Here is a 13,087-nt window from a genome sequence, read left to right on the forward strand (position 1 = left end):
TTTGAAAAACATACTGTTATTCCTTGGGAAATGTCTCAGTGTCTTAATCCTGAGTGCTTGCACTCTAATGCCAGTGATAGTACAACCTGTCAACAATGTGGTTGGTCTCTACTCCTAGGCGGGCACTATCGTGCTCTTCACTCCCTGGGAACAGGGGGGTTTTCAAATACCTTTTCGGCAGTAGATGAGCACCGTTTGCAGTCCCCATGCGTGATCAAGCAGTTCATTCCTCCTCAACTTGATCCAAGCCGGGTCGAAAAATCAATCGCTCTTTTTCGCCAAGAAGCATCGATATTAAAAGAACTGGGCAATCATCCTCAAATCCCTTCGTTATTGGCATTCCTAGAACAGGACGGACAGCTATATCTCATCCAAGAATTTATTGAAGGGCAAGATCTCTTTCAAGAAGCCATCGAAAAAGGCCCCTTTAGCGAACAACAGATCCAACAACTGTTTACAGAATTGCTGCCGATCTTGCAATTTATTCATGAACGACAAGTCGTCCACCGAGATATCAAACCTGGCAATATTCTTCGTCAAGAGAACGGATCCCTTGTATTAATTGACTTTGGGGGGTCCTTACAATTGGAAGGCTCGTTTCGCCCTGTCACTGGAACACCTGGCTATGCATCCCCAGAACAGCTCAAAGGCCAAGTCGAGGCAGCTAGCGACTTACATAGCTTGGCGGTCACCGCTATACGCCTCCTGACAGGCTATCTGGCCCAAGAAGACTCAGACCCTTTCGCCAATGCGCAGCAACGGCACCAAGTCTGGCATCGCCTCAAGGTCAATGTTAGCCCTGAATTAACGCAAATCTTTGATAATCTTCTCCATCCAGACATTCAACAACGGTATCAGTCAGCCACCGAAGTATGGCAAGCCCTCAGTCCCAACGCCAACCTTTCATCTACCCCTTCCCCTAGTCTTCAGACCCTGTCGTCTCCCCTTCAACCCAAAATGACGACCTCGGCATCAATCCCTGACCTAAAAAGCGATGTAGGGGCAAATTACACCCATTTAAAAGACTTATTAACCCAGCAAAATTTCGCGGCTGCTGACCAAGAAACTTGGAATCTGATGCTAAAAATTGCGGGTATGACCACACAAGAGACCCTCAATATTCAGGTGGTTCAGAATTTTCCTCTCCAGGATCTAAAAACTTTAGATTCTTTGTGGACAGAGTATAGTGGCGGGCACTTTGGATTTTCAGCTCAAAGACAAATCTACCAACGACTCGGTGGTTCTCTAACGTTAGATTATGCCGTTTGGCAAACCTTTGGGAAGCAAGTCGGTTGGTTTAGTGAGGAGCAATGGCAGGACTATGCCAACTTAAAATTTACCCTCAGTGCACCGATCGGTCACCTGCCGGCTTGTTTTGCTGATCCCCTTAATCGTCAAGGGGTTGACCGGGGGGTTTGTGGATGGTGGCGCTTAGGATTTGTAACCCTTCTGCATCGTCTGGCATCATCAGTTGATGAATGAATTCTGCAGAATCTAGACCCTAAATACCTTGAGCGATTACCTCTCTGACATAAAAATTGATTCATTCAAGGATCGATTACTCGCTTCTTAGAACTGTTATTTACCGATGAAAGATAGTCCAACTTGGGGTTGGTTCAAGGGTGGCATTTTTACAATGGGTATCTCTTCGTTGCATATTATCTCTGAACATTGGAAAATCACTACAAGGTAAAATTCCACAACACATCTGACTCTTTGTTTTATAAACTGTTTCTACCTTATGAATTAAATAAACCCTTGAAATCCAAATTTTGGGACGCTTCCTCTAACGGTTAATTCTTGGCTTACATATGAATGAGGCTATTTTGTGATGACACATTCTTCTACTCCTTTAGACATCGATAGGGCTGGTCAGGATGATCTTTCTGGCAATCAAGATTCATCACCATCGGCTGTCTCTATCCCTCCCATGCAGGACTTAGACGCTGCAGAGCCTACAGCTGACCCGTGGAATACGCAAACAGAGACTACCGTTGATGAGGGTGTGGAAGAGGTCACCAGTGGGGTAACGGCTCAAAGTTCACAGTCCGAACATTCAACTTCAACAACGTCAACCCAATCTTCTAGCTGGGCTGTATCCCCCGGCCCTGAGAAGAATAAAGAGGTTCCGTTTAAAGCTAAAGCCATGTCTCTGGCCTTGGCTGTCAGTATGTTGCCCGTTCTTGCAGTCGGAACCGTCACCTACTTTAGTGGGCAATTAGTTCAGCAACAAATGACTCAGGAGCGGCAAGCTGGCAATCCAGATCTCCAGGCAACCGAACGCTCTATTCAGCAGCAACTCCCTTCCCTATTAATAGGAACGGGCATTACAGCTATTCTTGCCGGTGCGATCGCAGCTTGGTTAGCCCATCGAGCTACGACTCCCATACTGAAAGCAGTTCAAGTCTCTGATGAAATGCTCCAGCAAATTCGGCCGGGTATGGTGAAACCAGAGACAGCTGAGACAGATATTTTAAGCCAGCTAGAACATAATATTCGCAGTATCGAAGGTTATATCCCGGCCTTACTGGCCCAGCAAGATTCAGAAATTGAGCAGTTACAGATGCTCAAGTACATCACCAACAAAATTCGCGCCTCTCTCAATGAAGATGATGTTCTCAACACCACCGTGGAAGAAGCTCGCAAAATCATCAAGGCCGATCGGGTCATCGTCTATGGATTTGATGAAGATTGGTATGGCACGGTGATTGCTGAATCCGTTATCCCAGGCATTGCTAAAGCATTATGGGCAGAAATTAAAGACCCCTGTTTTGCCGAAAACTATGTGGAGAAGTATCGCGCAGGGCGGATTCAAGCCATTAATAACGTCCACGAGGCAGGTTTAACGAAATGCCATCTGGCTCAACTAGAACCCTTTCAAGTCAAAGCCAACTTAGTAGTGCCAATTCTGCGAGAGGAGAAGTTATTTGGTTTATTGATTGCCCATCAATGTACCCAACCCCGAGTATGGCAAGAGTCAGAAATCAACTTCTTTGCTCAAGTCGCCTCCCAAGTTGGGTTCGCCCTTGACCATGCCCGACTTCTCGTTCAAGTCGATCAAGCCAATAACAACGCGATGGCCCACACTCAGCAGGCAGCTCAAGACTATGAAATGCTACAGCAGAGAATTTCACAGCTTTCCTTAGAAAGCAATAGCGTGGTGGAATTATTTGGCACAGATGCCAACATGGCGATCACTAATACCCAAGATCAGATGCATGAGATTGCTGAAGCGGCTGATCAAATTCACGTCATCCTCAATGAGATTACCCAAACCCAGGAACAAGTGCAGATTGCCACACAAGAAAGTCAAACTGGGATGACCCATACCGTGGACCATTTACAGTCTCTATCCAAATTGGTAGAAACCGTTGACCAGTCGGTCCATCCCTTACAGCAACCCACCCAACAACTAGGTGAGCTGATCGATTTAATGGGGCATGTGGTGTCTCAAGTCCAGCTGCAGGCAATGAATGCAGCCCTAGAAGCGGCTCGATCGGGTGCTGCAGGTCAATCTTTTGCTGAGATCGCCGAAAAGGTCCATGGCTTATCTCGGCAATTAGATGCAACCCTGACGGATATCAAACCCTTAGTCAGCCATATTCAAACCACCACTCAATCTGTGGGTCAGGAGATGGCTAGTGGGAAAAACGCGATTGCGGTAGACACCCAAACCTTAGGCAGCACCCAAATCAAGTTGGCTGAATTAAATAGCTTAAATCAACGGGTCTTAGATCTCGTGCAGCAAATTGCTGAAGTCACTACAAATCAAGTGGAATTATCGGTGTTAGGTCACAAAACATTGGATCATCTTGCCAACACTACCCTCAGTGCAACAACGCAATCTTCCCAAATTGCAGAAGCGGTTCATCAGCTCATGGCTACGGTCAATAACGACCTCAACTCGGAAGATTCCTTTTAGGCCTAGTTCATGACTCTGATAACGTTCCATCCTTTGCTTTGTCTTGTCTTCAGTCCCATCTTATTTGTGTTGGGACTCTCCCCTCTAATCTGCCAATCAGTTCATGACCTATACAAGGAAGCCAGACATGGCTAATGAGACGCCGCTGCGCGATCCTGCTTATCAACTGTTTTTTCAAGAAGCATTAGAACTTTTACTGCAGATTGATACGACCTTACAAGAGGTGCTGCAAATTCCGAGTAAAACATCCATCGATTTTTTACTGGAGATGGCGCAAATCCTATATGAGGGAGCCCAATCCCTCAATCTCACTCAGTTAGCCCATCAGGTCCAAATCTTTTCGAGCTTAATGCTGAACTTACAGCAAGATCCCTTAGGAACGACTCCAGAGGATGCATATCAGTTGAGGCAAGCTTTTAAAGAGATGCAAACCGCTTTAGAGGCTTATATCTCTGGTCCACCTGTCTTAGATATGTCTTCAAACCTCGATGTTTCTTCAGAACGAGAGTCTTCTTCCCATGGGTCCATTGCTTTAGACGTCGCAGAAGATGAGTTAGCCACCAATGGTAATTTAATGCTGCCCGCAGGGGGGAGTGATGTTACCTCTTTAATCTTGATCTCTGATGTCGCGGAAATTTTGGATCAGCTGCAGCAGGTCTTGGTTAATCCCCAGGTATTTGACCTGGCAGCCGAGTTAAAAGCCTTGACAGAAGCATTATTGGGTTGGGGAGAAGTCTTAGAGCTCAATGAACTGACCACGATTGCTCAATCGACCTTAGACATGTTGGATAGCAATCCCCAATCTGCGATTTCGATTGGCCAATTATCTTTGGCTGGCTTTCGAGCCGCCCATAAAACGGCTTTACAAGCATTGCAGGCTGACTCAGGTTCGCAAAATGCTGACCATCACCCACAAAGCTCGAAGAAGCTGGATCTTCCATCGAGTCCCACGGCCATGTCTCCCATGGCTGCCGAAATTCCCACTGCTGAGTCATTATCAGCGTCAGATGAGGTGATTTTAAATGCCACTCAGTTATTTGTCTGGCAGCAAGAAAGGCTGCTCTTTACGATTCCGTCAGAGGCGGTGGCAGAAATCCTCATTCCCAGAGCTGAACAGTTAATGGGCAATGAGCATCAGCGTTGTTTAAGTTGGCAGCAGCAGTTTATCCCGATTCATCCATTGGGGCATCTGCTCAATCGAGGGGAGTCTCATTGGCCCCGACTCACTGCTGCGGTCTTGCCTGGACGTGGAGCAAATAGTGCGACGGTATTTGGCAGTTCTCCCTTGATCATTATTCATCAAGGGGGCCAAACCCTGGCCTTAGAAGTTGAAATCACCCGCTTAGTGACGGAGTCAGAGCTGGTTCTGCAAATTCCGGAAGGACAGATCCATTGTCCTTATTTTTCTGGCGAGACGGCCTTGGAGTCGGAGCAGTACGGAGTGGTTGATATTGCCGCCCTGCTCAATGAAATGTTGCATTTAAGTCCCCTGCCAATGCCCAAGGCAGTAAGGCTATCGAGTCCAGCAGTATCTGTCAGTCTAAAGCCCAAACGCCCTCCCAAAATTTCGAAGAAAACGCGATCGCAAACCACAATACTCGTAGTTGACGATTCCAAAATGGTGCGCATGATGGTTAGCACGGCGCTGCAATCAGCCGGCTACGACGTCCTTGAGGCGGCTGATGGTCAATTGGCCATCGAACAGGTAGAGCGGGCAGATATTCAGCTGATTATTTGTGACGTAGAAATGCCCAATATGAATGGGTTTGAGTTTCTAGAATATCGGTGCCGTCAGCCAGCCATAATGAACCTGCCAGTGGTGATGCTAAGCACTTGCAATAGTGACCAGCACCGGCAATTAGCGACGACCTTGGGCGCTAATGCTTATCTGACAAAACCTTACGATGAATCCAATCTCTTAGCCACCTTACAAGCACTGGTAGGCTAGCAGCATTCACCATTCTCTTCGGGAAATTGTTTGGCGTTCAGGAATAGATTGGGCGAAACGCTAGACAGACTCTATTTCATGCTCGCCCAAATGAATGCGGAGCTTCTTGCTGAACTTAACGAGATAGGGATAGTTGGCGCTCACTTCTCGCCCTTGCCAGTCCTTAATGACTTGAATCAGCTCACCTTCAGTCCCCTTAATATCGAAAGGGTTATTTCGATGTTCAGGATGATGGTAAATAATGACTGATTCTTTGACGCGGACTTGATCGCCTATTTGCATAACTTAGCCGATTACTCTAAACAGGGGCATCAACTGCTTGCAAATCTCTAGAGAGAGTGCAGAACAATCTCTATTAATCTTTGCACAAGATGGACCGTTGCTGATGGGGCAATCATAGGATCTTACGGTTAGTGCAAGGCTACAAAACCAGCCAAAGCAAGCCCCAATCAACTGATGAGAGCTTAGAGGGATGTAACAGAAAATACGATTATTTTTTGCAAAATGAAGGTGGGTCAGCCTAACTTGTAGGGGCAACCCCAGAAACCGCTCCCCTATCGTCATTGCGCCAAAAGGTATCTCATGCTCTCAGTTGACCAAGCAGAGTCTCTTATCCTCAAAACGGCTCAATCCCTTACAGATCAAGAAATCACTACTCTCCTCAACGCGCAACAGCGCATTCTGGCCACTGATATTTCCAGTACATTGGATTTTCCCTATTGGGATAATTCGGCGATGGATGGGTATGCTGTTCGCTATGCAGATGTCCAAGCTTGTGGGCCTGATACTCCAGCTATCCTCGATGTGGTGACGGAAATACCCGCCGGGACGTGTCCCAATCTCTCCCTAGCCCCTGGACAGGCGGCCCGAATCTTTACGGGAGCCATGGTGCCCCAGGGGGCAGATACGGTGGTGATGCAGGAGAATACCCTTCGGCAAGGTGACCAGGTTCATATCCTTCAATGCCCTCAACCCCAAGCCTTTGTCAGAAAGCGAGGTGCCTATTACCAAGCAGGAGTGCCGATTTTAAAGCAAGGCATGACTTTAACGCCCCCAGATATCGCCATTTTGGCAACGGTTCAGTGCACAGAAATTCCTGTTTATCGTCGGCCCGTGGTTGCGATTTTATCGACGGGTAATGAGCTGGTTGCGCCGGATCAGCCATTGCAGGCCGGACAAATTGTTGACTCCAATCGTTATGCTTTGGCGGCTTTAGTACAGGCAACGGGAGCCGAAGTTCAGCTGATCGATTTGGTGGGGGACACAGTGGAGGATTTGAAAGCTGCGATCGCATCTACAATTCCCCAGGCCGATGTGGTGATTTCCTCTGGGGGAGTCTCTGTAGGAGATTACGATTATGTGGATCAAGTGTTAGCGGAGTTAAACGCTGATATCCATATTCGGTCAGTAGCGGTTAAGCCTGGTAAGCCCTTAACCTTTGCCACTTTTCCCACTGCAGATGGAAGCCAGCCTGTTCTCTATTTTGGTCTACCAGGGAATCCAGTTTCCGCGTTGGTCAGTTTTTGGCGATTTGTTCAGCCAGCCCTCCGTAAAGTGTCTGGCCAGTCAGGCAGTTGGCGACCTCGTTTTGTAGAAGCAAGAACCTTACACCCTTTACCTGCGGGAGGACGGAGAGAGATTTATCTCTGGGGGCAGTTGAGCCTGGACGACGGCCAATATGAATTTACCCTCGCTGGTGGCAGCCATAGCTCTGGAAATTTGATGAATCTATCCCAAACCAACGGTTTAGTCGTTATTCCTGTTGATCATCCAGCGGTGGAGGCTGGAGAGTCGGTATCGGTGATGCAGGTGGGGGAAGCCACCACCTAAGCTATTCCAGCAAGCTCGATCACACGAGAAATTACCCTTGATTCATGCCAAATCAAAGACAACCATTGGCATTCTGGGGTCCTCAGTCTAAACTGTTGCCAAGCTGGCGCTATGTCTTGAGCAATGGGGGAGGTAGCCAGCGACGTTCGTACAAACTGTTTGCAGGAGTGATGGGCATGGCCACTGCCATCAAAATTAAACCCAAAGACCGGGATGCCGTGATTCAGGCCCTGCAAGCGGGCGTGGTTCCCCGCAAAGGACAACATTTAATCCAAGTCGGACGGGCTGAAGAGATTAAAGCCATTCTGCGAGATGTCGAACGCATTGCCGAAGGAGGGGCCGCCATCCGTTTCATTATTGGTGAGTACGGCTCAGGCAAAACCTTTTTCATCAATTTGACCCGCACCATTGCCTTAGAAAAAAAGCTGGTGACAGCCCATGCGGACCTAACGCCAGATCGACGTTTGCATGCCTCTAGTGGTCAAGCTCAGTCTTTATATTCGGAGCTAATGGCCAATCTGTCTACCCGCACCAAACCAGATGGCGGAGCCTTGCCCAGCGTGGTCGAACGCTTTGTGACATCGGCGATGACAGAGGGGCGCGATCGCAAAGTCAATCCCGAAGACATTATCCGAGAGCGATTAGCCCATCTCTCCGAATTCGTGGGTGGGTACGACTTTGCCGAAGTGATTGCCGCCTACTGGCGCGGCCATGATAGTGGGGATGATGCCCTTAAAGCCAATGCAGTCCGCTGGCTCCGGGGAGAATTTTCGACCAAGACCGAAGCTCGATCGGCCTTAGGGGTCAGAACCATCGTCGATGACACCAACGTCTACGATCAGCTCAAGCTCTTTGCCCAACTCGTGAAGCTAGCAGGGTACGACGGCTTTATGATTTGCTTGGATGAGCTGGTAAATCTCTACAAGCTCTCGAACACCCAGGCCCGCAAAAGTAACTATGAACAAATTCTGCGCATTCTCAATGATTGTCTGCAGGGCACTGCCGGTCATTTAGGATTTATGTTTGGTGGTACCCCTGATTTCTTGATGGATACACGCCGCGGACTGTACAGCTATCCTGCCCTGCAGACGAGATTGGCCGAGAATAGTTTTGCGGGGAATGGTCTTGTGGATTACAGTGGACCCGTTTTACGGTTAGCAAACCTGAGTCCCGAAGACCTATACGTGCTGCTGGGCAAAATTCGCCTGGTCTTTGCCGAAGGCAATATGAAGAAGTCTCGCCTTCCAGATCAGGGCATCCAGGCATTTATGGCCCATTGCTCGGACTATATTGGTGAAGCGTACTTCCGCACCCCTCGCAATACCATTAAGGCTTTTGTCGATTTGTTAGCGGTGCTAGAGCAAAATACCCAAGTCTCTTGGAAAGATCTAATCACTAAGGTCAATATTGGTACCGATGCCAATGGCGGAGCCAGCCCCAAAACCGCCTCTAAAAATGGAAAAAGAAGCCAAGCTAATGATGATTTAGCTTCTTTCAAGTTGTAAAAGCTATAGCTCGCCTACTTTATCCATGGCAAGACTTGTGTTCCGCTAATGTTAGTAGCGAGTTCCAGCTTTACGATGGTGAACCGCAGTTTTGACGTTAGATCGTAAAACCTCACCATTTTTAACGGTGGCATAAATCACCCAGTGATCTCCACATTCCATCCGATTGGCGACTTCACACTCCAGATAAGAGATGGAATCTTTGAGAATTGGACTACCATTGCTAGCAGTATCCGTCTCAATGCCTTGAAACCGATCTTCGCCAGGACCAAAGGGCTTGAGGAAATGCTTCATCGTCCGCTGATAGTTATCTTCTCCGAGAATATTGAGGACAAAGGTACTTTCGGTATGGAGTAATGACTCTACTGCTCGCTCCTTAGCTACGGCAACCGTGAAACCCGGTGGGTTAAAGGTGGCCTGAGAGACCCATGAAGCCAACATCCCACTCTCAACATCCCCTTGCTTAGCTGTCAGGATACAGAGGGAACCGACAATTCGTCCGACCGCCTGTTCAGTCGCAGTGGTCTGAGTGACCACTTGAGCAGAGCCTTGCTTGCGGGTCTTAGCTTTCACCGCTTTCTTAATTTTTTGGGCAAAGTCCGTCCCCGCTTCTTCACAGGTTTTAAGGGTGACATCGGTGGGCTTGAATTTCACCTTAATCGAGTCAAAACCAAAGCTATAGCCTGCATCTCTCAGCTTGCCCTCTAGTAGGTCAATCGCTTCTCCACTCCAGCCAAAAGACCCGAAGACACCTGTAGGCTTACTTTTGGGGACTGTAGACAACAGGATACCTAGAGCCGTTTGAATTTGAGTTGGGGCATGGCCTCCTAGAGTAGGCGAACCAATAATAAAGCCCTCACAATTATCGGCAACAGCCTGAATATCTTTAGGGCTAGCGGTTTCACAGTTGATAACCTGCACCGCCACCCCTGCTTTGGTAATCCCGCGGGCAATGGCTTGACCAATAGTGGCAGTATTGCCATAGGCGGATGCATAGAGAATCGCCACTGAGCTCGTTTTCTTTTGCTGTTCTTCACTCCACTGTCGGTAGGTCCGAGTCAGCTCCTGAACACCGTACCGGACGATGGGGCCATGGTTGGGAGCATAGGTGCTAATCGCCAACGGGGCTAGCTTATCAAGCACCACCTCCACTTGGCGAGCATAGGGGGCTTTCAAACAATCAAAGTAATAGCGCCGATCTTCTCTCAGTTGGGTGGTGTTATGGTCAAAGGCATCCTCACTACAAAGATGAATGCCAAAGAACTTGTCGGAAAAGAGGGTGCGGGTAGCCGAATCGTAGGTTAGAAGGCTATCGGGATAGCGAGGGGTAGTGGCCCGGACAAATTGCAGTCGGTGTCCTTGCCCTAAGTCCAACGTTTTATCGCTGGCGCTACTTCTAACAATCTTGAGGTTCAGTTCGTAGTCCGGCAATGCCGTTTTAAGGGCGGCTGCACCGGGATTTGAACAAACGATAGTGACATTAGGCACTTTATCAAGAAGTACTTTCAGAGTTTCAGCCCGGTTGGCGTTGACATGACCCAGCACCAAATAATCCAGCGTTTGTAAATCAAAGTCAAAATTATCCAAATCAACAGACTGCTGGGTAACCCACCGGAGCTGATCCCACAGCCGACCAAAAATCGGTTTAAAGGCAGTACTAGACTGGGCTGAGATGGCTTGTAGCTGTTGAAAAAAGATTTCTGTAAAAGATCCTCCCGGGGGGTCAATCAGGGCTGTTTTATCGCCTTTGATGATGTAGGTATTGGCGGTAGTTCCCCGTTCCAGGGCATATTCAATTTCAAATCGGAGGCGATTCCAACTGCGCGATCGCAACGCCAATGTCCCAGGTGCAATCGGTACGACCTGGACATCTCTAGCTTTACCAGGTGCGGCCTGAGAGGGAGGAGTGAGGGTTGAAGGGGTCATAAATCTATCCGTCTAACTGCGAGGATGAACTAGATTGAAATTGAGCTAAAAACTGCTGCACAGCTTGAGGGGGCTGGAGTTTTCTTGCTCCACAGCCTCCGATAATGGCAACCTTTTACGCGGGCTAAGCCTCAAGATGCATCGCAACTACTGGGGAATAGACCTTAATAATAGGTTCCCACCTGACGGTGGTGAACCGCTGTCAGACTATCGGGTTTCGAGACTTTACCGACGGTCACTTCGCTATAGACCAACCAATGGTCACTGCATTCCATCCGGCTCGCTACTTTGCATTCCATATAGGAGAGGGCATCGGCCAAGATGGGAGAGCCATTTTCGGCGGTCCGGGTTTTGACCCCTGCAAATCGGTCAGCTCCCGGTGGAAATCGCTTGAGGAAATGGGTCATTAAGGTCGCGTAGTTATCGGCCTCTAAAACATTCAGAACAAAGGTATCGTTCACTTGCATTAGGGATTCAATAGCACGGTCTTTTGCCACAGCCACCGTGAACCCAAGGGGTTCGAAGCTAGCCTGAGCCACCCAGGAGGCGAGCATCGCCCCCTTTAGATCGCCTTTTTGAGCGGTAAGGATATACAAGCCACTGCTCAAGCGCCCTAGAGCTTTTTCCAGGTCACCATCAATCTCCTTAATCTTTTTGATATTGTCCTTCTGCGTCAACTTTTGCCCCAAGTCAGTCCCTGATTCTTCACAGGCTTGGTAGATCGTTTCTGTCGGCTTATCCTTGACCCGAATAGCCCCAAAAGCTTCCTTTAAACCGATATCCTTAAACCGAGTCAGTAAGGGGTCAATAGGCTGATCATCACCACCATAGGACTCGAAGGCCCCAAAGATCTGCTTATTCTTGGCAGCGGCTAACATCTGGCTAATCGCCGTTTGGGCTACTGTGGCATAAGCTCCTGAGTTAGGGGGCGTCGTCACCACAAAAGCGGAGACGTAGTTGATCAATTCCTGGACTTCCTGCACATCGGCAACTTTGAGATCCATCATCTCGACGGCAACCCCGGTCTTGGAAATGCCCCGGGCAATGGCTTGGGAGAGGCGATCGCTGTAGCCGTAATCGGACAAATAAAAGACTGCAGCCGTTTGCTCAGCTTTGGATTTCTCCTGACTCCACGTGCGATATCGTTCCGTTAATTCTTGGACATTGTGACGGAGTAAAGGACCATGTCCCGTGGCAATGGTGTTGATACCTTCTAGCTTATCCATCCGCTTCATCGCACCCAAGACGGAGCGAGCGTTAGGTCCCATCAGACATTCATAGTAAAACCGATAGTCGGGGGAGAGGGCTTCTAAATCTTTATCAAAGGTGTCATCGGTACAGAAGTGAGAGCCAAAGGCGTCACAGGTATAGAGGATTTGGGTCTTGTGATCGTAGGTAAAGATGGTGTCAGGCCAGTGCAAATTCGGAGCATTGAGAAATTCCAATACGTGGCCTTGACCTATATCTATCTGGTCGCCATTCTTAACAATTTTGCTGTTGATGGATTCATTGACAAACTCTTCCAGAAAACTGATGGCGATTTTGGCACCCACCACCACAGCCTGGGGGGCGAGGGCTAAAACATCTTTAACCAGGCCGCTATGGTCTGGTTCGGTATGGCTAACAATTAGGTAATCAATTTCAGCTGGATCGATTTCACCTTGGAGGAGGCTGAGGTACAATTCCCGAAATTTTTCATGGGAAGTGTCGATCAGGGCGACTTTATCGCCCCGAACCAGGTAGGAGTTGTAGGTGGTGCCGTTTTGTAACCCGAACTCGATATCAAAGCGATCGCGATCCCAATCTAAGGAGCGCATCACGGTGGTATCGTCCCCAATTTCCAGGGTCTGAGTGGTTAATCGGTTTTCGGATTGTATGTTGCGATCGCCTAGTGCTACCATCAGCCACCTCCTATGCTATTGCAGATTGTTAAGATATATTGCAATTCTAGCGTAA

8 protein-coding genes are annotated in these 13,087 nt (G+C 48.5%); 5 read left to right on the forward strand and 3 right to left on the reverse strand.

Going from position 1 to position 13,087, the window contains the following annotated elements; translation table 11 throughout:
- The first annotated feature begins 30 nt into the window (after positions 1-30).
- From ON05_RS26540 to ON05_RS26550, 3 genes are all read left to right on the forward strand, one after another.
- Complete coding sequence (locus ON05_RS26540; protein ID WP_029315374.1) at positions 31-1,482, forward strand: serine/threonine-protein kinase; 1,452 nt, start codon at positions 31-33, stop codon at positions 1,480-1,482.
- A 349-nt stretch (positions 1,483-1,831) separates the two neighbouring features.
- Complete coding sequence (locus tag ON05_RS26545) at positions 1,832-3,922, forward strand: GAF domain-containing protein (protein WP_010476372.1); 2,091 nt, start codon at positions 1,832-1,834, stop codon at positions 3,920-3,922.
- 127 nt (positions 3,923-4,049) lie between these two features.
- Positions 4,050-5,870, forward strand: coding sequence for a response regulator (locus ON05_RS26550; RefSeq protein WP_010476371.1), 1,821 nt, complete (start codon positions 4,050-4,052; stop codon positions 5,868-5,870).
- Between the two features lie 60 nt (positions 5,871-5,930).
- Here ON05_RS26550 and ON05_RS26555 read toward each other — a convergent pair whose 3' ends face one another.
- Positions 5,931-6,152 (reverse strand): ferredoxin-thioredoxin reductase variable chain, encoded by a 222-nt coding sequence (locus ON05_RS26555; protein ID WP_010476370.1) that lies wholly within the window; start codon positions 6,150-6,152, stop codon positions 5,931-5,933.
- Between the two features lie 300 nt (positions 6,153-6,452).
- Between ON05_RS26555 and glp the strand changes: the two genes are divergently transcribed.
- Together glp and ON05_RS26565 are read left to right on the forward strand one after the other, a co-directional pair.
- Positions 6,453-7,700: a gephyrin-like molybdotransferase Glp gene (glp, locus tag ON05_RS26560; RefSeq protein WP_010476369.1), complete on the forward strand. Its 1,248-nt coding sequence runs from the start codon at positions 6,453-6,455 to the stop codon at positions 7,698-7,700.
- 176 nt (positions 7,701-7,876) lie between these two features.
- Positions 7,877-9,205 (forward strand): ATP-binding protein, encoded by a 1,329-nt coding sequence (locus ON05_RS26565; RefSeq protein ID WP_029315373.1) that lies wholly within the window; start codon positions 7,877-7,879, stop codon positions 9,203-9,205.
- Positions 9,206-9,256: 51 nt separating this feature from the next.
- Here the strand turns inward: ON05_RS26565 and ON05_RS26570 are convergent, their stop codons facing one another.
- Together ON05_RS26570 and ON05_RS26575 are read right to left on the reverse strand one after the other, a co-directional pair.
- Positions 9,257-11,131 carry a diflavin flavoprotein gene (locus tag ON05_RS26570; protein ID WP_010476367.1) on the reverse strand — a complete coding sequence of 625 codons (1,875 nt, stop codon included), beginning with the start codon at positions 11,129-11,131 and terminating at the stop codon, positions 9,257-9,259.
- Between the two features lie 164 nt (positions 11,132-11,295).
- Positions 11,296-13,032, reverse strand: coding sequence for a diflavin flavoprotein (locus tag ON05_RS26575; RefSeq protein ID WP_010476365.1), 1,737 nt, complete (start codon positions 13,030-13,032; stop codon positions 11,296-11,298).
- Positions 13,033-13,087 lie beyond the last annotated feature (55 nt).

The organism is Acaryochloris sp. CCMEE 5410, assembly GCF_000238775.2.
Lineage (GTDB): Bacteria > Cyanobacteriota > Cyanobacteriia > Thermosynechococcales > Thermosynechococcaceae > Acaryochloris.

What these genes read in the sequence shown, in the direction of transcription:
- ON05_RS26540 (WP_029315374.1), top strand. Translation starts at nt 31, where the DNA reads ATGTCTCAGTGTCTTAATCCTGAGTGCTTGCACTCTAATGCCAGTGAT.
- ON05_RS26545 (WP_010476372.1), top strand. Translation starts at nt 1,832, where the DNA reads ATGACACATTCTTCTACTCCTTTAGACATCGATAGGGCTGGTCAGGAT.
- ON05_RS26550 (WP_010476371.1), top strand. Translation starts at nt 4,050, where the DNA reads ATGGCTAATGAGACGCCGCTGCGCGATCCTGCTTATCAACTGTTTTTT.
- ON05_RS26555 (WP_010476370.1), bottom strand. Translation starts at nt 6,152, where the DNA reads ATGCAAATAGGCGATCAAGTCCGCGTCAAAGAATCAGTCATTATTTAC.
- glp (WP_010476369.1), top strand. Translation starts at nt 6,453, where the DNA reads ATGCTCTCAGTTGACCAAGCAGAGTCTCTTATCCTCAAAACGGCTCAA.
- ON05_RS26565 (WP_029315373.1), top strand. Translation starts at nt 7,877, where the DNA reads ATGGCCACTGCCATCAAAATTAAACCCAAAGACCGGGATGCCGTGATT.
- ON05_RS26570 (WP_010476367.1), bottom strand. Translation starts at nt 11,131, where the DNA reads ATGACCCCTTCAACCCTCACTCCTCCCTCTCAGGCCGCACCTGGTAAA.
- ON05_RS26575 (WP_010476365.1), bottom strand. Translation starts at nt 13,032, where the DNA reads ATGGTAGCACTAGGCGATCGCAACATACAATCCGAAAACCGATTAACC.